General features: G+C 36.0%; 25 protein-coding genes and 1 pseudogene. 12 read left to right on the top strand and 14 right to left on the bottom strand.

Annotated features, from left to right (window positions below; genetic code table 11):
* The first annotated feature begins 109 nt into the window (after nt 1–109).
* From AM499_RS01330 to mnhG, 7 genes are read left to right on the top strand one after another with little or no spacing between them, the layout of a single operon-like run.
* A complete protein-coding gene (locus AM499_RS01330) occupies nt 110–2,533 on the top strand; it encodes a Na+/H+ antiporter subunit A (RefSeq protein WP_053588523.1) in 2,424 nt (807 codons plus the stop codon).
* Complete coding sequence (locus AM499_RS01325; RefSeq protein WP_053588522.1) at nt 2,530–2,952, top strand: Na(+)/H(+) antiporter subunit B; 423 nt, start codon at nt 2,530–2,532, stop codon at nt 2,950–2,952. Before AM499_RS01330 ends, AM499_RS01325 begins: the two co-directional genes overlap by 4 nt.
* The gene (locus AM499_RS01320) at nt 2,952–3,293 is read left to right on the top strand and encodes a Na(+)/H(+) antiporter subunit C (protein WP_053588521.1); all 342 of its coding nucleotides are present in this window, start codon (nt 2,952–2,954) and stop codon (nt 3,291–3,293) included. The genes AM499_RS01325 and AM499_RS01320 overlap by 1 nt, the downstream gene beginning before the upstream one ends.
* Before the next feature lie 46 nt (nt 3,294–3,339).
* Complete coding sequence (locus tag AM499_RS01315; RefSeq protein WP_442853779.1) at nt 3,340–4,776, top strand: Na+/H+ antiporter subunit D; 1,437 nt, start codon at nt 3,340–3,342, stop codon at nt 4,774–4,776.
* A complete protein-coding gene (locus tag AM499_RS01310; RefSeq protein ID WP_053588519.1) occupies nt 4,776–5,255 on the top strand; it encodes a Na+/H+ antiporter subunit E in 480 nt (159 codons plus the stop codon). The genes AM499_RS01315 and AM499_RS01310 overlap by 1 nt, the downstream gene beginning before the upstream one ends.
* A complete protein-coding gene (locus AM499_RS01305; RefSeq protein ID WP_053588518.1) occupies nt 5,252–5,533 on the top strand; it encodes a Na(+)/H(+) antiporter subunit F1 in 282 nt (93 codons plus the stop codon). Before AM499_RS01310 ends, AM499_RS01305 begins: the two co-directional genes overlap by 4 nt.
* On the top strand, nt 5,517–5,876 hold the full coding sequence (gene mnhG, locus AM499_RS01300; RefSeq protein ID WP_053588517.1) for a monovalent cation/H(+) antiporter subunit G: 360 nt from the start codon (nt 5,517–5,519) through the stop codon (nt 5,874–5,876). Before AM499_RS01305 ends, mnhG begins: the two co-directional genes overlap by 17 nt.
* Nucleotides 5,877–5,935: 59 nt before the next feature.
* Here mnhG and AM499_RS01295 read toward each other — a convergent pair whose 3' ends face one another.
* Entirely contained in the window at nt 5,936–6,142 is a 207-nt protein-coding gene (locus AM499_RS01295) for a hypothetical protein (RefSeq protein ID WP_053588516.1), read from the bottom strand.
* A 59-nt stretch (nt 6,143–6,201) separates the two neighbouring features.
* Nucleotides 6,202–7,704, bottom strand: coding sequence for a leucyl aminopeptidase (locus tag AM499_RS01290; RefSeq protein WP_053588515.1), 1,503 nt, complete (start codon nt 7,702–7,704; stop codon nt 6,202–6,204).
* A gap of 121 nt (nt 7,705–7,825) precedes the next feature.
* Between AM499_RS01290 and AM499_RS01285 the strand changes: the two genes are divergently transcribed.
* The gene (locus AM499_RS01285; protein ID WP_053588514.1) at nt 7,826–8,302 is read left to right on the top strand and encodes a divergent PAP2 family protein; all 477 of its coding nucleotides are present in this window, start codon (nt 7,826–7,828) and stop codon (nt 8,300–8,302) included.
* A 286-nt stretch (nt 8,303–8,588) separates the two neighbouring features.
* Here the strand turns inward: AM499_RS01285 and AM499_RS01280 are convergent, their stop codons facing one another.
* The 5 genes from AM499_RS01280 to AM499_RS01265 form a co-directional block, all read right to left on the bottom strand.
* Nucleotides 8,589–8,915: a YuiB family protein gene (locus AM499_RS01280; protein WP_053588513.1), complete on the bottom strand. Its 327-nt coding sequence runs from the start codon at nt 8,913–8,915 to the stop codon at nt 8,589–8,591.
* A gap of 97 nt (nt 8,916–9,012) precedes the next feature.
* On the bottom strand, nt 9,013–9,138 hold the full coding sequence (locus AM499_RS21780; RefSeq protein WP_172794406.1) for a YuiA family protein: 126 nt from the start codon (nt 9,136–9,138) through the stop codon (nt 9,013–9,015).
* A 101-nt stretch (nt 9,139–9,239) separates the two neighbouring features.
* On the bottom strand, nt 9,240–9,731 hold the full coding sequence (locus tag AM499_RS01275; RefSeq protein WP_053588512.1) for an NUDIX domain-containing protein: 492 nt from the start codon (nt 9,729–9,731) through the stop codon (nt 9,240–9,242).
* 72 nt (nt 9,732–9,803) lie between these two features.
* Nucleotides 9,804–11,015 carry an NAD(P)/FAD-dependent oxidoreductase gene (locus tag AM499_RS01270; protein ID WP_053588511.1) on the bottom strand — a complete coding sequence of 404 codons (1,212 nt, stop codon included), beginning with the start codon at nt 11,013–11,015 and terminating at the stop codon, nt 9,804–9,806.
* 525 nt (nt 11,016–11,540) lie between these two features.
* Entirely contained in the window at nt 11,541–11,903 is a 363-nt protein-coding gene (locus tag AM499_RS01265; protein ID WP_053588510.1) for a HesB/IscA family protein, read from the bottom strand.
* Between the two features lie 181 nt (nt 11,904–12,084).
* On the opposite strand from AM499_RS01265, the gene AM499_RS01260 reads away from it, so the two are divergent.
* Nucleotides 12,085–12,780, top strand: a complete 696-nt coding sequence (locus AM499_RS01260) for a DUF2225 domain-containing protein (protein ID WP_053588509.1) — start codon at nt 12,085–12,087, stop codon at nt 12,778–12,780.
* Between the two features lie 22 nt (nt 12,781–12,802).
* Here the strand turns inward: AM499_RS01260 and AM499_RS01255 are convergent.
* Nucleotides 12,803–13,021: pseudogene (locus tag AM499_RS01255) on the bottom strand (NifU family protein); the annotation flags it as partial.
* A gap of 98 nt (nt 13,022–13,119) precedes the next feature.
* On the opposite strand from AM499_RS01255, the gene AM499_RS01250 reads away from it, so the two are divergent.
* Nucleotides 13,120–13,452, top strand: a complete 333-nt coding sequence (locus AM499_RS01250) for a YuzD family protein (RefSeq protein WP_053588507.1) — start codon at nt 13,120–13,122, stop codon at nt 13,450–13,452.
* 80 nt (nt 13,453–13,532) lie between these two features.
* Here the strand turns inward: AM499_RS01250 and AM499_RS01245 are convergent, their stop codons facing one another.
* Together AM499_RS01245 and AM499_RS01240 are read right to left on the bottom strand one after the other, a co-directional pair.
* Nucleotides 13,533–14,033, bottom strand: coding sequence for a DUF4279 domain-containing protein (locus tag AM499_RS01245; protein WP_053588506.1), 501 nt, complete (start codon nt 14,031–14,033; stop codon nt 13,533–13,535).
* 50 nt (nt 14,034–14,083) lie between these two features.
* The gene (locus AM499_RS01240) at nt 14,084–15,151 is read right to left on the bottom strand and encodes an NAD(P)/FAD-dependent oxidoreductase (protein WP_053588505.1); all 1,068 of its coding nucleotides are present in this window, start codon (nt 15,149–15,151) and stop codon (nt 14,084–14,086) included.
* Between the two features lie 126 nt (nt 15,152–15,277).
* Here AM499_RS01240 and AM499_RS01235 point away from each other — a divergent pair, with 126 nt between their 5' ends.
* The gene (locus AM499_RS01235) at nt 15,278–15,514 is read left to right on the top strand and encodes a YuzB family protein (protein WP_053588504.1); all 237 of its coding nucleotides are present in this window, start codon (nt 15,278–15,280) and stop codon (nt 15,512–15,514) included.
* Nucleotides 15,515–15,543: 29 nt separating this feature from the next.
* On the opposite strand, the gene AM499_RS01230 is transcribed toward AM499_RS01235, so the two are convergent.
* Both AM499_RS01230 and AM499_RS01225 read right to left on the bottom strand, forming a co-directional pair.
* Nucleotides 15,544–16,308, bottom strand: coding sequence for a TIGR01457 family HAD-type hydrolase (locus AM499_RS01230; protein ID WP_053588503.1), 765 nt, complete (start codon nt 16,306–16,308; stop codon nt 15,544–15,546).
* Complete coding sequence (locus AM499_RS01225; protein WP_053588502.1) at nt 16,295–16,756, bottom strand: DUF86 domain-containing protein; 462 nt, start codon at nt 16,754–16,756, stop codon at nt 16,295–16,297. The genes AM499_RS01230 and AM499_RS01225 overlap by 14 nt, the downstream gene beginning before the upstream one ends.
* 85 nt (nt 16,757–16,841) lie before the next feature.
* Between AM499_RS01225 and AM499_RS01220 the strand changes: the two genes are divergently transcribed.
* On the top strand, nt 16,842–17,108 hold the full coding sequence (locus AM499_RS01220) for a DUF3055 domain-containing protein (RefSeq protein WP_053588501.1): 267 nt from the start codon (nt 16,842–16,844) through the stop codon (nt 17,106–17,108).
* 20 nt (nt 17,109–17,128) lie between these two features.
* Here AM499_RS01220 and AM499_RS01215 read toward each other — a convergent pair whose 3' ends face one another.
* Together AM499_RS01215 and lipA are read right to left on the bottom strand one after the other, a co-directional pair.
* Nucleotides 17,129–17,473, bottom strand: coding sequence for a YutD family protein (locus AM499_RS01215; protein ID WP_053592054.1), 345 nt, complete (start codon nt 17,471–17,473; stop codon nt 17,129–17,131).
* A 14-nt stretch (nt 17,474–17,487) separates the two neighbouring features.
* A complete protein-coding gene (gene lipA / locus AM499_RS01210) occupies nt 17,488–18,423 on the bottom strand; it encodes a lipoyl synthase (RefSeq protein WP_053588500.1) in 936 nt (311 codons plus the stop codon).
* Nucleotides 18,424–18,520: the final 97 nt, after the last annotated feature.

Below are 18,520 nucleotides of genomic sequence, written 5' to 3'. Positions count from 1 at the left end.
GGTATATTCTGCAAGTAGATATCTATTTTTCATCAATGCAATTACTATACATTTACGTTATAATTTTAGGGATGCATTTTAAATACATAGCTTGGAAAGGAGGATTCCTTTGTCCTTAGTTTTTGCAATATTCGCACCCGTCATTGTTGCACTTGTGATCCCTTTGTTATTTAAAAGGGTTCCTACTATACATACCGGCTGGTTTGTATTACTTGTACCCGTTGCACTTGTTTGTTTTTATGCAACCTACATACCTTCTATTATGAAGGGATCCACTTATATGGAGGAGCTCCCTTGGATACCGTCACTCGAGATATCCTTTATCTCTTATTTAGACGGGTTAAGCTTGCTTTTTTCGTTGTTAATTACAGGAATAGGAGCACTTGTTGTTCTTTACTCCATCTTTTATATGAACAAGAAAAAAGAAAAGCTTGGCAATTTTTACGTTTATTTATTAATGTTTATGACTGCTATGCTCGGAGTTGTTCAGTCAGATCATCTAATAAGTTTGTATTTCTTTTGGGAATTAACGTCCATATCTTCTTTTCTTCTTATTGGATATTGGTATACGAAAGATCGTTCTCGATTTGGTGCTCTTAAATCCATGATGATTACTGTTTTCGGTGGATTAATGATGCTAGGAGGCTTCTTGATTCTTGGCATTATCGGAGAAACATTTTCAATTCGTGAGCTAATTGAACAAGCACCTGCTCTAGTTAGTCAGGATCTATTTGTTTGGGCACTTGTACTCGTTTTACTTGGGGCATTTACAAAGTCAGCTCAGTTCCCATTTTATATTTGGTTACCTGATGCAATGGAAGCACCAACTCCAGTCAGTGCGTATCTGCATTCTGCTACGATGGTAAAAGCAGGCTTATATTTAGTAGCAAGATTTACTCCGATCTTTGCTCTATCCGAAGTTTGGATATGGCTTGTTACCGGAGTAGGTATCATCACATTATTATGGGGTTCCTTCTTTGCTGTCAAACAAACGGATCTAAAAGCGATACTTGCTTTTTCAACTGTCAGTCAACTTGGTCTAATCATGTCTTTACTTGGAATCGGTTCTGTCGCTTATCATGTTACGGGTGACTTAGTTGCTACATTTACATTTGCAACCTTTGCGGCAATCTTCCATCTAATTAATCACGCTACATTTAAAGGGAGCTTATTCATGATTGCAGGTATTATTGATCATGAAACAGGTACAAGAGATATCCGAAAACTTGGTGGACTCATGAGTTTAATGCCAATCAGTTTTACGATTGCATTAATCGGGAGCTTATCAATGGCAGGAGTTCCACCTTTTAATGGATTTTTAAGCAAGGAAATGTTCTTGGACGCTACTTTAGAGTTACAGCATTTCGACCTGTATGCATTCGATACTTGGGGCATATTGATTCCAATTATCGCATGGATCGCTAGTGTATTTACATTTGTTTATAGTCTTTATTTTGTTTTTCATACATTCCGTGGGAAACATAAACCGGAACAATTACCTAAAGCAGCTCACGAAGCTCCAATTGGAATGCTAGTTTCACCAGGTATACTAGCAACTCTTGTTATAGTTATTTTCTTTGTTCCAAATTTTATTGGTACTACGTTTATTAAACCGGCGGTAGCTGCTATTCAACCTTTAGCATACAAAGTTCCTGCGGAAGTAGGCTTTACAATAAAAGCTTGGCATGGTTTTAACTCGCCTGCTTTATACATGACACTTGGTATCTTTTTAGTTGGTTTCTTATTCTATAAAACCATACCAAAATGGACTCCAGTTTACGAAAAGTTGCCATCAAAATTCACTTTAAACAATATGTATGAAGGAATAATGCGACTTGCAGATGGAGGAGCTCATCGCTTTTCATCCATGTATATGACAGGTTCTATTCGTTCTTATTTTGTCTTTATGTTTGCTGCGATCATCCTATTACTCGCAGGTACAATGTGGTTTGAAGATGCATTTGTAATTAGTTTTGAAAACTTAGCACCAATTCGTTTCTTTGAGATACTTATTTCAATTATATTAATCGTCGGAACTATTACAATTTTGGTTACGAAATCAAGACTTACAGCGATAATTGCACTAGGAGCAGTAGGATACACGGTTGCTTTATTCTACATCATCTTTAAGGCTCCTGATCTTGCTTTAACACAATTAGTAATTGAAACAGTTTCAGTAGCATTATTTTTAGGGGCATTTTATCATTTGCCTAAAATGGACAAGCATGAAAAAGGAAAAGAAGATAGAGGTTTCCGACTTGGAAACTTCCTTATCGCTCTTGGAGTAGGTGTAATGGTTACATTGATCGCTATCTCTTCTCATTCTCAAAAGCTTATTCCTTCTATAGCAGATTATTATAAGGAAACTGTTTACTCAGAAGCTGGTGGCGGAAATATCGTAAACGTTATTTTAGTAGATTACCGTGGATTTGATACTTTATTTGAAATAAGTGTGTTAACAATTGCTTCTCTAGGAATTATAGGAATGATTACACTGCGTCTAGCAAAAAAGAAAGGAGATAGAAAAAGTTGAAAACGAATGATTTAATTATTCAAACGACCACGAAAGTAGTATTTTTCATTATTTTTCTCTTCTCCATTCATATCTTTTTTGCAGGACATTATACACCTGGTGGAGGATTTGTCGGCGGATTGTTGATGTCTAGTGCTATTGTTTTATTATTATTAGCTTTCGACTTGAAAACAGTAAAAGAGATGCTTCCTATAAACTATACGGTTCTTACTGCAACCGGCTTATTAATTTCTTTAGCAACTGCCGCTGGTTCTATATTCTTTAATGTGCCATTTTTTACACATGCCTATGATTATTTTAATTTACCTTTACTTGGTGAAACGTCGATCCATACAGCAATGTTTTTCGATACAGGCGTATACTTAGTTGTAGTCGGAGTAACAATGACAATCATTCAAATGATAGGAGGAGATGAATAATGGAAATATTAATGTCCATTTTAATCGGCTTTCTATTTATGGCAGCCATTTATTTAATACTTTCTAGAAGCTTACTTCGAATTATTATCGGAACGGGCTTGCTTAGTCATGGAACACATCTCTTACTTATAACAATGGGCGGGCTAAATGGAAAAGCTGCTCCTGTTTTAGCTGATGGGGTAACAGATTATGTTGATCCACTTCCCCAAGCATTAATACTTACAGCTATCGTTATTAGCTTTGGTGTTACCGCATTTTCTTTAGTATTAGCTTATCGAACCTATAAAGAGCTAGGTACAGACAATATGGATTTAATGAAAGGAACAGAAGACAATGATTAATTTATTATTATTTCCGGTCCTCATCCCGTTCCTTTTTGCAGCCATTTTGTTGTTTTTCCCGAAAAAAGTCAAAGCACAGCGAATTACGGTAATGATTGGACTTTTATTGGCACTAACTTCAGCTATCGTCCTATTAGTAAAAGTAAAAACAGATGGTGTTCAAACAGTTACGCTTGGTAGTTGGGCACCTCCGTTTGGAATCACAATGGTTTCTGATATGATATCGGTTTTATTAGTCCTGTCTTCCCTGCTCATCGCTATTTTCGTTGTATGGTATAGCTACACTTCCATTGGTGAAGATCGTGAAAAAGCTTTTTATTATCCAGCGATCATGTTCATGTTGACAGGTGTGAATGGTGCATTCACAACGGGAGATATTTTCAATATGTTCGTTTTCTTTGAAGTATTGCTTATGTCCTCCTATGTCTTGATCGTATTAGGTGGGGAAAAAGTTCAGTTAAGAGAATCTATTAAGTACATACTAGTTAATATCGTTTCCTCTTCGTTATTTGTTATTACTGTTGGTTACTTGTACTCTGTAGTTGGAACACTTAATATGGCTGACATTTCTATAAAACTATCGGAGATAGGACAATCAGGAATAGTAACAGTAATAGCTGTACTATTTTTGATAGTATTCGGTATTAAAGGAGCTATCTTTCCATTATTCTTCTGGCTTCCTGGTTCATACGCTGCTCCACCTGTTCCCGTCTTGGCGCTGTTTGGAGCACTACTAACAAAGGTAGGCGTATATGCTATCATGCGTACCTATACATTGTTCTTTACAACTGATATTGGATATACACATGAATTACTCATGGTCATTTCAATTATCACGATCATTGCAGGATGTGTTGGCGCTCTAGCATATTTCGATTTGAAACAAATCATTATTTATAATATTGTCATTGCAGTAGGTGTTATCTTGTTTGGTGCATCTATTATGAACGAAAGTGGAATGCTTGGTTCCGTATTTTATTTAATACATGACATCCTCATTAAAGGTGCCTTGTTTTTATTGATTGGGATTATTATTAAAATTACAGGCACATCCGATTTAAGAAAAATGGGTGGTCTGATGAAGCGCTATCCAGCACTGGCCTGGAGTTATTTGATAGCAGCATTTGGTCTAGCAGGTATCCCTCCATTAAGTGGATTTGTCGGCAAACTTCTAGTTGTACAAGGTGGATTTGAAGGAGAATATATTTGGCAAAGTATATTTATTCTTGCATCAAGCTTAATTGTTTTACTTTCTGCTATCCGAATCTTTATCTATGCTTTCTGGGGTGAAGATAAAGTTGGATTACATACAATTAGTCCAAAAACATACCGACAGTTATTGTTTCCGGCAATTACTTTAGTTGCTATAACAGTATTTTATGGTGTTGGTTCCGAATACCTTGTACCGTTTATGACAGATGCCTCAACAGTTTTACTAGATCCTTCCGTCTATACGGATGCTGTGTTTGGAGGGTTGAAATAATGCCATTTCAAATTTTGTTGAATGTATTTATTGCAGTAACGTGGATGTTCTTATCTGTGTCATTTAAACCTTCCACTTTTATCGTAGGATATATTTTAGGTTTGCTAATGTTATTTATGGTTCGTAAATCATTTAGTACCAGATTCTATTTAGACAAAGTTTGGGCAGTTATTAAACTTACTCTATTATTCCTTAAAGAGTTAACGCTATCTAACTTTTCTGTTTTAATGCTAATTATTAAACCAAAGATGCCTATACGACCTGCAATCTTTGCGATGCCCACTGTTCTTGAAAAGGATTGGGAAATAACACTATTATCGAGTCTCATTACACTAACACCAGGAACGATTGTAATTGATATTTCGGATGACAATAAAACCTTATATATTCACTCACTTGACTTTGAGGATATAGATGAAGCAATCCAATCAATACAAAATACGTTTGAAAAAGCAATATTGGAGGTGAGCAGATCATGACAACCTTTCTATGGGTTATTGTTGTCTTGATAAGTCTATCGCTTTTAGGCTTTTTATATCGCCTAGTGAAAGGGCCGACTACACCAGACCGTGTAATCGCATTAGATGCAATTGGAGTTGGATTGATTTCATTGATAGGGCTTATTTCCATTCTTTTTGATACTGGCTTTTTCTTAGAGGTTATATTACTCTTAGCAATCCTTTCATTCATAGGTACAGTTGCTTTTTCTAAATTCACGGAGAAGGGAGTAATCATTCAACGTGACCGTAATAGCTAATATTCTAATAATCGCTACCATATCTTTCGGAACAATCTTTATACTAGTTACTGCTATAGGTTTAATACGGCTTCCCGACGCCTATTCACGTGCACATGCGGCTTCTAAGAGTGCGACACTAGGGGTTATGAGCATTCTACTTGGTGTGTTCTTTCACTTTTGGCTCAATGAAGGTCATTTTAACTCCCGTATACTACTTGGAATAGTCTTTCTTTTCATAACAGGTCCTGTTGGTGGTCATATGATGGGTAGAGCAGCTTATTTATCCGGGATAAAATTATGGGATAAATCAGTACGTGATGATCTTGCAGAAGTAGTAAAGAAAAGAAGAGAAAATCAATAGAAATAAGAAAAGCTTTTGCAATACGCAATACTTTGCGTTTGCAAAAGCTTATTTTTTTATTAATAACCACCATAATAAGGATATGGATAATACGGATATGAATATGGATATGGATAGTAAGGATATGGATAATAAGGCTGTCTATACCCCCCAAAACCATAACCTAGCGAAGAACCGAGTAGTCCTCCAAAAAAGCCTCCTAGTAATGGACCTCCAAAGCCACCAAAAAATGGACCCCCAAAACCACCTCGATGAAATCTTACCATGCTGCTCCTCCTTTCATCTCAGTGTATGCATTTGGGGTTTTCCTGGCTGAGTGCTTTGCCTATTCTTCCTCCGCCATTCTCTCAATTAATGTAGCAAGTGTACGAACCATTACACCAGTCCCACCTTTTGGACCTAGATCATGTGCAGACTTTGTATCGGAAGTACCAGCGATATCTAAGTGAATCCATGGTGTATCCTCTACAAACTCTCCTACAAATCCACCACCAAAAATCATATGGCCATCTCCACCTGGTGAATTATTTAAGTCTGCTACATCACTCTTACGAATTCGTTTTTTATCATTTTCAGTTAATGGTAATCTCCATGTAAATTCACCTGTTTCAATAGAGGATTCCATAAATGTTTCAAAAAACGCTTCATTGTTTGTAAGTGCACCTGTCTTATCGTACCCAAGTGCTGTAATTACACCGCCTGTTAATGTCGCCACATCTACAATATAATTTGCACCTTGTTGTTTTGCATAGGTTACTGCATCTGCTAAAACTAATCGACCCTCAGCATCTGTATTTAAAATTTCAATTGTTTTACCACTCATGGACGTGATCACATCATCTGGTTTGAACGCATTGCCAGAAATCATATTATCTGTGGAAGCAATAACAGCAATAACGTTCTTATTTGGACGAAGCTCTCCTATTATTTGCATAGCTCCTAGCACTGCAGCAGCACCACCCATGTCGCCTTTCATTCCAACAATACCTGTTTTTGTTTTTATCGAATAACCACCCGTATCAAATGTAATTCCCTTACCTACTAAAGCAACTACATCTTCCCATTCTTCAGTAGCTTGATATTTCAATACAATTAATCGAGGCTCTTCGACAGAACCTTGGTTGACTGCAAGAAGTGCACCCATGCCAAGTTCTTCTATTTCTTTTTTACCTAAGATCTCTGTTTCAAAGTCATATGTATTGCCAAGTTCTCTTGCATATTCGCCTAACTGCGTAGAGGTAAGAACATTACCAGGAGTATTCACTAATATTCTCGCCTCATTAACAGCATCCGCATAAATAGAACCGATTTCAAAGTATGATACAACTTCATCCGACTCTTCCTGCGTTAAAAGCTCAATAGCTGGTAAATAATAATCTGGTACATTTGAGGTTGTTTTATATCCTTCAAATGTAAAAGAACCCATTCCAATTCCCTCTGCTGCCAAGTATGCAATATCCGCATCTAAAATCGATTCATTTGCGAAAGAAGGTATCCAAATTGCTAATGATTCTGGCTTACTCGATAAAAGCTCTTTACCAACAAGTCCAAAGACTTGACGAAGTTTGTCTTGAGTTAGCTGCTTACGATCTCCAATTCCAACAAATAGAATTCTTTTGACACCGTCTTTGCCAGCAACAGGAACTTTTACAACTTTTTTAAGCTCAGAAGATATGTCTCCACTTTTGATCCAGTCCGTAATATGTGAGCCGAAGCTCTCTAAAAAGTCGCTCCAATTGCTTATATTTTCTACATTCTTGGAAACTGCTACTACTAAGGTTTCTGATTGAACTTCCTCAAATAAAACAGCGTTCGTACTAATAATCATTATTTTTCCTCCTAAAAATTCGGATACATTTTTATTATATAGGAAGTACTTACATTTTTCGAATTGTTTGAATGTGTTATACTAGTCTTACTTAATGTTTAGAAGAAAGGCGGTGTCTACTTTGGCAATCCTCCAGAACACTCCATTATTGGCTGCACTTTTTTCCATTTTCTTTGCTCAATTTGTTAAAATTCCAATACATTTTTTAATAACAAAGAAAATAGATTGGAAGTTATTTACTTCTACCGGTGGAATGCCTAGTTCTCACTCAGCTGCTGTAACTTCCCTTTGCACTGCAATTGCTTATGAAACGGGGCTAGATTCTCCAATATTTGCAGTCTCCACAGTATTTGCTGTTATCGTTATGTTTGATGCAACTGGCGTTCGTTTTCAAGCAGGACAACAAGCAATAATGATCAATCAAATGAGAGTGGATTTCCAGTTATTTGTTGAGCAAACAAAGGGATGGGCAAATAAGAAGAATGAAGAGAAAATAATCGAATTAAAAACCCTATTAGGACACAAACCAATGGAAGTTTTCATGGGTGCACTTACTGGTATATTGATCTCGATTGTCATTTACAACACCTTTGAATAATTAAAGATGGATATTCATAAACGTAAACAAGTTCTACACAAGAAGAGCAAAAAGCAACCACTATCGTTGGATACGATAGTGGTTTTTTATTTGTGGTTACATTAATCTTCATTGTAGATATATGAAGATGTAAAAGAGGACAGTATTAATATTTGAACTTGAAAAAACCGTATATGCTGAGCTGCTGCTCGCTACTTCTGAAACTCCGCAGGGTCTATTAAATATCAAAGAGACAGGTCTCTAAGCGAAATATAAAGGATGACCTATTTTACAGGTCATCCTCCAATTAAAACATTTGATATCCATTTTTTCGAAGATATTTAATAACAAAACCTGCAGCAATTGCTCCCGCTAAACCACTAGATAAAATAATAATATCTGCTGTATGGAGTGAGATTATTTTATTTCCCAACGCAGAAAACGCTTCTCCTGCTTTTGTAAAGTAATCAAAAAATCCTACTTCATCAATAATGAATACAACAACAAGTGGATATAAAAATGCCACAAACCAAGTCATTCGTAATAGCATGTTTACTAAAAAGGCGATTCCGAAAAACATGACAAAAAATATAAGAACCGAGAGTATCATTTGTACTAGCATAAAATCTTGCATAATCTATTACCTCCGTAGTATCTCTAAATAGTTTACCTTAACGGAGGCTAGTATTCAATGTACTTCTGCGTATTCACTCATTTGTCATAAATTTCATTCATTTTTTTCCCGATCCATTACAACGCCCACAGGTTTCAGAACCACCTAGTCTCAATTGAAAATAGCCTTCTCCCTTACAGTATGGACAATGGTTGGAATTTCCTTCTTTTTTAAATTTCTTCATTTGAATCGCCTCCTAACATTATCTATTCTTAATATTCAGATAATATACCATATAACTAATATGTTGTAAATAAAAACAAATATTTTTTTGGACAATAGCTACTAAAAAAATAGCTTGTAGCTACTATAACCAAATACATCACCAGGATTAATCCCTTCAATGGTATTAAACCCATCTTCTACTTTCTTTGATGCTAGCTCATGAATCATCACGGAGGCGTCTTTATCTACTACTAATTCATTTGGATGAATCCACTTTACTTCATATAGTTCAGAAAGCTGAGCCTGTAAAATCGGTTCTTTCTCATTCGGTATTAATAAAAAAATGGCCATATTATCGCTTATTTTATGATGAATAACACCACTTCTAAAGCCAACCATCTTCCGAACAGTACAATCTACACCAGTTTCTTCTTTCACCTCTCTTCGAACAGCTTCATCTACTGTTTCATCTTTGTTTACAAAACCCGCAGGAAAAGACCATCGACCATGAAGACCTCCATATCTTTTCTTTACAACTAACCATTCCCCTTTATCATTAACTACTATACCTGCAACACCCAACCAAATATTTCCTCTATCCTCTCTTGCCATAAAAAATCTCCTTTAAAAAAAGCTCTCACTGTAATTATACATACAGTGAGAGCTCATCGAAATCAAATGATATTATAAAGTAAATTTACCTTTTTTCATTACAAGTGGAATTCCACCAATCATGTATAGTGCGCGGTTATCAATTACTTTTTTCATAATAGAAGCTTTTGTACCAGTTAGTTTTCTACCCATTACATCACCAATTGCGTCGTGCTCACCAAGTGAACATACTGTTCCTTTAAGAGCTGGAACGAACTCTTCTGTATCATTCCCTTTGATAAGCGATACAATATTTTTCGCGATAGTAACAGCTTGTTGCATTGCAATTTGTGCTGTTGGTGGGTATGGACGGTTAATCTCTTCATTGATAAGAAGAGCACAGTCACCAACTATAAATACATCTGGGAAACCAGGAGCACGCATATCTTTCTCTACTTTTACGCGTGCGCGCATGTTTTCAATTCCAGATGATTCGATTAAGCGATTTCCTCGAACTCCAGCAGCCCATACAACAGTACCAGCTTTGATGAATTCAAATTCTTCTTCGCCTTTTTTAATCTTAACGCCTTCAGGAGTTGCTTCTACGACTGGTGTACCAATAGAGAATTCAATTCCTTTTGCCTCTAATTGTCTTACTGCATATTCTACTAATTCAGGATCAAATCCTGGAAGCACCATTGGAGCAGCTTCAACACAAACTACGCGGACTTTTTCTTTTGGTACATCATATTCTTTACAAAGTTCAGGAATACGATTTCCTAATTCACCTAAAAATTCGATTCCAGAGAATCCAGCTCCACCTACAACAATCGTTAAGCGTGTATCATCATGCACTTCTTCTGTTGACCATGTAGCAAACTGATATTCAATGTGATCACGAATTTGGCGAGCAGCATTTACATTGGCAATGGAAAGAGCATACTTATCTAAGCCAGGAATTCCGAAAGTTTCTCCTTCAAAGCCTAAACCGATTACTAAGTAATCATATGTATACTCACCAGCGCTAGTTGTAACTTTTTTCGAATTAACGTCAATACCATCAACTGTAGCTTTTACAAAGTTTACTTTGCTTGAGTTGATTACATCTTTTACATCATAACGAACTTGATCTGGACGAAGAGTACCAGCAGAAGCTTCATGTAACCATGTTGACTCATAATGGTAATCATTTTTGTTTACAAGTATAATATCTGCTTCATCCGTACCTACTAATTTCTGAAGGTTAACTACAGTAGATAATCCACCGTAACCTGCACCTAATACTAGAATTGTTGGTCTTTTCACGAAGATCGCAACCACCTTTAATATATTTTTTATAAGATACTTCTGATTATACATCAAGAAATTCTTTACTTTTGTCTAGTTTACGACAAAAAAACTCTTAATTCCTATATTAGACCTTTTAGCACACTATTTCAATACATTGTTACCTTATTGTAAATTTGAGAATTTACTGAAAATTAACATTTAAAAAAGAGCATTTTCTCCTGTAAGAAAATGCTCCGAAACTTTAGACAGACTCGAATTTATTTATATATTGGATAGCAGATTTTCCTAAGCTTACCGCTCGCTTTTCGCGGGCGAGCGCCGAGCCGCTTCGTCGCTACGCTTCTGCAGGGTCTCGCCTGTCTCGCTTTTCCCGCAGGAGTCGAGCGGACGCTTTTCCAAACCAATAAAAGGAAGATAATCTTGAGTTAATAGAAAATCATGACAAAAAATCAAAATAATGAATGAGAGTAATTAACCAACTGCCTATTGTCTTCTATCTGAGAGCATTTTCTTCGGTAAGAAAATGCTCCCTGCTTTAAATTAACAGTTCTCAGGTGTTCCTTCTTTTTTAGCAGTTCTAAACGACGAACCACATCCACAAGATGCGATAGCGTTCGGGTTTTCGATGGTAAACCCACCACCCATTAGTGATTCTTTATAATCTATTGAAGTACCATTTAAGATAGAAGCATCTTCTGGTGAGACAACAATATCAATACCATGCTGATGTAGCTCTATATCTTCTTCCGTTTTATCCTTTTCAAAACCCATTCCGTAAGAAAGACCGCTACATCCACCACCATTAACTGCAATACGAAGCAAAGATCCTTCTTCTCCGTTATGCTTCATCATTTCCTTTACGCGGTAAGCTGCCGCTTCAGATAATATTACTACTTCTGCCATCTGAATCACCTTTCCTTCCTATTCTCTATCATATCAATGTTTTTACTATCTAGACAAGGAAAACCGCTTGAAGAATTACATCGCATTTCGTAAACAAATAAAGTATAATAGAACTATTCAAGAAGCCACTAAATGCAGTATAATAGAACTACTTAAGTCATGAGCGAAAAGAGGAAACATCATGGAAATTACTCCGTATTATCAAAAAGATATCGAATGTTTACACTGCAAAAAGAAATTTAAATCTACAAAAGTACGCTCAAAATTTATTAAAGTAGAAAGTCATGAAACGGACTTTCAACCTATTTATCAAAATAAGGAAGTGAATCCACTCCTCTATAATATTTTTGTTTGTGAGCATTGTGGTTTTTCTTTTACAGAAGATTATACAAAATACTTTGCCCCTGGAGTAAAAGAAATTATTCAAACAGAGGTTGCTAATAAATGGGTTCCCCACTCTTTTGGAGAGGAAAGAACTTTGACAGAAGGAATCATGGCATATAAGCTTGGAATACACTGCGGTACCTTAAAAAAAGAAAAATTTATTAATATAGCAGGTTTGGCACTCAGAACTGCTTGGTTATACCGTCTTCAACAGAATCAGGAGCAAGAGCAGCGTTTCCTGAAGATAGCACGTGATCGATATGCCGATTCATATTCAAACGATGATTATAATGGCACACAAATGTCAGAAACTCGTGTGCTCTATTTAATAGCAGAATTGTCTCGAAGAATTGGTGATATCGAATATTCTACACGATATTTTTCAAAAGTGATTGAAAAGCAAAGTACATCTATCGAACCAAAAGTAATTGAAATGGCAAAAGAACGTTGGCAAGAAATACGTGAGAACAAAGAAAAAGAAGCCTTAATGTAAGGCTTCTTTTTAAAATGTCTTATTAAAATACTTGTTCTACTTCTACTACACCTGGAACTTCTTCCAATAGTGCACGTTCAATACCTGCTTTTAATGTAATCGTTGAACTTGGGCAGCTTCCGCAAGCTCCTAAAAGGCGTAGTTTAACAATACCGTCTTCAACGTCTACAAGTTCACAGTCTCCCCCATCACGAAGTAAAAATGGGCGTAATTTATCTAAAACTTCTTGTACTTGTTCATTTATTGTATCTGTCATATCTATCGACTCCTTTCGCTATAATCATTATAATGTGAAGTAAGAAAAAAATCCAATAAAGAATTCGAAGGAGAACTGTTCATATGACAACTCAAGCAATTAATATAGAAATCTTCGGTGCTGATATAGTATGTGCAAGTTGCGTAAATGCACCATCCTCTAAGGATACATACGAATGGCTACAAGCAGCAATCGATAGAAAATTTCCAAATCACCAAGTATCATTCACTTATATCGATATTGAAAAGCCAATTGAGAATAAAAAATATCAAACCATTGCTAATAGAATTGCTGATGACGAATTTTTCTACCCTCTTGTTATGCTCAATGAAGAAGTCATTGGGGAAGGATATATTCAATTAAAACCAGTATATGCAGCCCTTGAGAAGTATGGCTATGTTAGTGAAAAAGAATAGCAATAGATTTATAGATCGATTCACCAACTTATGAATTTTAAAGCTTCGAAGTGTTGATATTACCAACGCTTCGAAGCTTTTTAAAGTTCAAATATTCTCTTGTAGTGATATGCACCATATTCTATAGCGGGCTTTTTATGGTGGTGTAAAGCCATATGTCCTTTTACTTCAGCTAGAGCTGTAATCATTTCTTCCGGAACTATTAATGAATTGATCAATTCAGAATCGGTAAAATGATGTATGTGTAATTCACATGTAAAATTGTATTGTTTCTTTAGCTTATTAATTTTATATATATTTGTTTCCGTAAGCACTACTTTTAATATTTGTTCGATAAGTTGTTCAAAAAATAGATATGGACTTGAACTATATTTCCCACCTATTTGATAAATCCATGATGCACGGAGAGATGTTCCTGGAATAAGTTCTCTAGGATTTCCTCTGTACTCTGGTTCAAATGCTTGATAATGAGTAGGTATTACCTCTAATAGCTTAGTTACATCCTTCGGGTTAAAATGTCCCTTTGGGTGACAATCAATGAGAGAACAGATCCAAAATCCTACATATAATACCTTTTCCATTATATCGCTCACTTTACCAAGTATTTTAGTACAGAGGTTTCGAAAAGCTATTATCCATTGTGTCGCTTATACATCCAAAGCAATCCTGATTTCATTAGTCTTGCGATACGACCTGTTACAGAAATATCTGCTAAGTAAGCAAATCCCTGTTTTTTACCAAGAGAGCCCATAAAGCCTTTAAGCTTAATTTCAGGCATGTTCTCTGGAAGAGCTTGTCCCTTCCAACGTGCTTGCAATACTTTTACAATCTGTTCTGCTTGTTCTTCCGCAAGTTGCGCACTTGGTGCAAAAGGAAGTGAAGCACAGTCCCCTACGACAAATACATTTTCGTAGCTTGGTAAATCATGATACTGTGTTAAAATGACACGACCCGATTTGTCTTTTTCGCCTGGTAATGCACGTACCGGTGCAGCAGGTTGAATTCCTGCAGTCCATACTACAACGTCTACAGGAATAACTTCTTGATGATTGTATAATTTATTTGGCTCTACCTTTGTAATATTCGAGTTGCTTACAACTTCTACATCGTTAGTATCAAACCATTTTTTTACATATTTACTTAATCGTTCCGGAAAATCTCTTAATACACGTTCACTACGATCAAAAAGTTTGATCCTCAAATCTGGACGACTTTCACGAAGTTCACTTGCAAGCTCAATACCGCTAAGTCCCGCACCAACAATCCCAACTACTGAACCTGAAGGAAGTCCACCTAGTTTGTTGTATGTGTCACGAGAACGCCCGATTGTCTGAATGCTATAAGTAAATTCATCTGCACCAGGTACACTATGATACTTATCTTCACACCCTAGACCTATAACTAGATCGTCGTATCCGACAGCTTGCCCATCTTCTAATAAAACTTGTTTACTATCTACATCAATTTCTAAAACTTCTCCATACTTTATCGTTAACTTTCCGCTTTCCGGAAATGCTACTCGAATTTCATTATCAGAAGCTGTACCAGCTGCTAACGCATAAAACTCAGTCTTTAAACTATGAAATGGCGTTCGGTCAATTAATGTGATTTCTACATCATCTGGTAAGTTATTTGGCAATAAACGAAGTAAAATACGCATATTACCATATCCTCCACCTAACAATACTAACTTTCGCATATTATATCCCTCATCTCTAAATGTCACTTCAAATTATAAATGATTGTGATGGATTTCACAATAAGACTTCTACATTGACGAATGAATAAAAAAAGAGTAGCATGACGAAGTAGTGAGGTGACAGCTATGAATCCAATGGTTGAATTTTGCATAAGCAACCTTGCAAATGGTTCACAAGAAGCTTATGATATTTTAGAACAAGATCCGAATTTAGATGTATTAGAGTATGGTTGTTTAAGCTATTGCTCATTGTGCTCTGAAACTTTTTTCGCTATTGTCAACGGCGACGTTGTCGAAGCAGACACTCCAAGTGAACTTGTTACAAACATATATAAATACATTGAGGAAAATCCTTTATTTTAAAAGACTGCGAGCAATATCGCAGTCTTTTTTTATATTATCCATTCACATAATGATTCTAAAAAATACGTTGGTTGAGCAATTTTTTGTCGTACTTCTTCCGTACTGTTTACACCACTATTTACATGCACTGTATGAATACCCATATTAATGCCTGTTAAAACATCTGTAAGATAATTGTCACCAATCATAACCATTTCTTCTTTTTTATACCCAAATTGTTTTTGAATATACTCTAGCATAAATGGCTGTGGTTTTCCCATAAACAAAGCATCCACCCCAGTGGAGTATTCCACCAATTTAGTAAAAGCACCATTCCCAGGAAGAAAACCCCTTTCGCTAGGAAATGCGTGATCACTATTCGTTGATAAGAAAGCAGCTCCTGCACGAACTGAAAGACAAGCAATTGCAAACTTCTCGTAATTGATTTGTCGATCGATTCCCATCACAACAACTTCTGCTAAATCATCTGTTCGCATAATTTGTTTAGACTCTAGTGCATCTTGTAAGCCACTTTCTCCTATCATAAAAACAGATTTTCCAGGAAAATGTTCTTCTATATAATTAGCAGCAGCAATTGATGAAGAGACAATATGATCCGTTTCCGTGTGAATATCCATCTTTGCAAGCTTTTGCTGTAATTGTTTTTGAGTCATGGATGAGTTATTCGTCACAAAAAAAGGTTCTATACCTTTTCCTTGTAAATAGTGAATGAATTCAACTGCCTCTATAATCGGCGTTTCTCCTCTATAAACTGTGCCATCTAAATCTAAACAGTATGCCTTATAATTGGACATTGGAATCCTCCGGTAAAAATGCGGAAACTGGGCCAAGTTCATTCACTAAGTAGTTTTCTACTTTCACTGGAAATTCCTTCAAATAAGTAATGTTTGATAAGAGAACTTTATATAATTGTGTATCATTGACTGAGTGAAAATCACGGACAAGTACTTTTCTAAATTCGATAACCTCTTTTAAAGGAGCATCCATTTCTGCTGTTATAACTTTTTCATCCGTCAAAATATCAATAATATCATCATAACCACCTGGGTCTCGCATAATGAACCCATCGATCATTGAATTGCCCACATCAATAATAGACTCAATAATATTATGACCTACACGTTCAAGAGCCAATTTTGAGATTTGGTCATTGTTCCAATCTGTTTTAGTTTCCAATAAATCAAGTAAAGTTTTCATGTGAGTTAAAGTAGTTGCGATTTTTTTTCGATCCACAAAATACATCGAAATGCCTCCTAGTTTTTGTTCAGTTGATATTGTCTTCTATTCTATAGTACCATAATTGAGAGGTAGGAAGGAGTGTCACAAGATGGAACGGTTTTTCTTATATGATGATGTGGAAGATACTAAAACAAGATTTGTAGGATTCACAGGCGAATCACAACGCTATGACTTGGCTGTCCTACAAAGCTCTCGTTTTTTTGGTAAAGTTCTTGTGATGGATATCCAATACGGAAGAGCTGCAATACTTGGACCAGACGATTTGGAAGAACCAGGATATCTAGAACACGTATTTAATAGAACAGAAGAAGAAGCTAAAGAATTAAGAGATTACTTGAGTGAATTACTCAACTAAAAAACCTTGAGTCTAGATCATCATTGATGATCTTGCTCAAGGTTTTCTTGTATCTGTTCAACTGTTTCAACAACCGGTACTACTTTAGGTGCCACTCCAGTTTTCTTTACTAAAAAATAGGCACAACCAAAGTTACAATACTCATATAAATAGTCTTTCATTGTACTTATTTTTGTATCAAATGTAGCTTTATGGTTTCTATCTTCAAAAAAGCCCTTTAAACGAAGCTGACCATAGCCCCAGTCACCCATTATAAAGTCATATTTGGACAATATTTCACTATATCTTTCTAAAAAAGCTTCTTCCTTAAAAGCTTCTCGGTAATCTTCTATGACTTCATACGTATATCCTTCTGCAATAATCATTTGATCACCATCCATTAGCTATTTTGAGTAGCTAGTAGTTCCTCACCTTGTGCTTGTCTTTGTTTTGCTGCAGCATTTACTTGCTCATCCGCATGATAACTACTTCTTACAAGTGGACCAGCTTCACAGTGAGAGAATCCTTTACTCATTGCTATTTTGCGAAGTTCACCAAATTCAGCTGGTGAATAATATTTTTGTACTGGTAAATGTTTTTTCGTTGGTTGCAAGTACTGACCGATTGTCATAATGTCTACGTTATTTGCACGAAGGTCATCCATTACTTCTAAAATTTCTTCATGTGTTTCTCCTAATCCTAACATTAAAGAAGACTTCGTAGGTATATTCGGTTGCATTTCTTTAGCGCGGCGCAACAGTTCAAGTGAACGGTCATATTTTGCTCTTGCACGAACTCTTGGAGTTAAGCGGCGTACCGTTTCAATATTATGGTTTAAAATATCTGGTTTCGCATCCATAATATTACGAATGTTTTGCTCAATCCCACCCATATCAGAAGGTAACACTTCAATAGTTGTAAATGGATTTTTCCGACGAATCGCACGAATAGTTTCTGCAAAAACTTCTGAACCACCATCTTTTAAGTCATCACGGGCAACGGCTGTAACAACAACATGCTTTAAGTTCATAATAACTACCGAATCAGCTACACGTTCAGGTTCTGCTAAATCTAGCTCATTTGGAAGACCTGTTTTGACTGCACAAAAACGGCAAGCACGAGTACAAACTGCTCCAAGAATCATAAAAGTAGCTGTTCTCCGTGACCCCCAACATTCATGAATATTTGGGCATCTTGCTTCTTCACAAACTGTATGTAAATTATTTTCACGCATTAACTTTTTAAGACCTTTATAGTCCTCATTTGTATTTAACTTTATCTTTAACCAATCTGGTTTACGTTGATGCTCTGATTTCGTTGGTTTACACGATGTCACTTCATATCGACCCCATTCTTTAAACTAACTACACTGTTGTCAATGTAACATATTATTTTAATTCAAACAACCTTCTCATTCCTAGTTTAACGCATGA

The organism is Bacillus sp. FJAT-22090, from assembly GCF_001278755.1.
GTDB lineage: Bacteria > Bacillota > Bacilli > Bacillales_A > Planococcaceae > Psychrobacillus.
Note: the sequence above shows the minus strand (reverse complement) of the source record. Positions and strands in the feature narration are given on the sequence as shown.

Bases quoted from the DNA above. Each gene is read 5' to 3' on its own strand.
- AM499_RS01320 (WP_053588521.1), top strand. From the start codon at position 2,952: ATGGAAATATTAATGTCCATTTTAATCGGCTTTCTATTTATGGCAGCC.
- AM499_RS01310 (WP_053588519.1), top strand. From the start codon at position 4,776: ATGCCATTTCAAATTTTGTTGAATGTATTTATTGCAGTAACGTGGATG.
- AM499_RS01305 (WP_053588518.1), top strand. From the start codon at position 5,252: ATGACAACCTTTCTATGGGTTATTGTTGTCTTGATAAGTCTATCGCTT.
- AM499_RS01295 (WP_053588516.1), bottom strand. From the start codon at position 6,142: ATGGTAAGATTTCATCGAGGTGGTTTTGGGGGTCCATTTTTTGGTGGC.
- AM499_RS01290 (WP_053588515.1), bottom strand. From the start codon at position 7,704: ATGATTATTAGTACGAACGCTGTTTTATTTGAGGAAGTTCAATCAGAA.
- AM499_RS01280 (WP_053588513.1), bottom strand. From the start codon at position 8,915: ATGCAAGATTTTATGCTAGTACAAATGATACTCTCGGTTCTTATATTT.
- AM499_RS21780 (WP_172794406.1), bottom strand. From the start codon at position 9,138: ATGAAGAAATTTAAAAAAGAAGGAAATTCCAACCATTGTCCATACTGT.
- AM499_RS01275 (WP_053588512.1), bottom strand. From the start codon at position 9,731: ATGGCAAGAGAGGATAGAGGAAATATTTGGTTGGGTGTTGCAGGTATA.
- AM499_RS01265 (WP_053588510.1), bottom strand. From the start codon at position 11,903: ATGGCAGAAGTAGTAATATTATCTGAAGCGGCAGCTTACCGCGTAAAG.
- AM499_RS01260 (WP_053588509.1), top strand. From the start codon at position 12,085: ATGGAAATTACTCCGTATTATCAAAAAGATATCGAATGTTTACACTGC.
- AM499_RS01250 (WP_053588507.1), top strand. From the start codon at position 13,120: ATGACAACTCAAGCAATTAATATAGAAATCTTCGGTGCTGATATAGTA.
- AM499_RS01245 (WP_053588506.1), bottom strand. From the start codon at position 14,033: ATGGAAAAGGTATTATATGTAGGATTTTGGATCTGTTCTCTCATTGAT.
- AM499_RS01240 (WP_053588505.1), bottom strand. From the start codon at position 15,151: ATGCGAAAGTTAGTATTGTTAGGTGGAGGATATGGTAATATGCGTATT.
- AM499_RS01235 (WP_053588504.1), top strand. From the start codon at position 15,278: ATGAATCCAATGGTTGAATTTTGCATAAGCAACCTTGCAAATGGTTCA.
- AM499_RS01230 (WP_053588503.1), bottom strand. From the start codon at position 16,308: ATGTCCAATTATAAGGCATACTGTTTAGATTTAGATGGCACAGTTTAT.
- AM499_RS01225 (WP_053588502.1), bottom strand. From the start codon at position 16,756: ATGTATTTTGTGGATCGAAAAAAAATCGCAACTACTTTAACTCACATG.
- AM499_RS01220 (WP_053588501.1), top strand. From the start codon at position 16,842: ATGGAACGGTTTTTCTTATATGATGATGTGGAAGATACTAAAACAAGA.
- AM499_RS01215 (WP_053592054.1), bottom strand. From the start codon at position 17,473: ATGATTATTGCAGAAGGATATACGTATGAAGTCATAGAAGATTACCGA.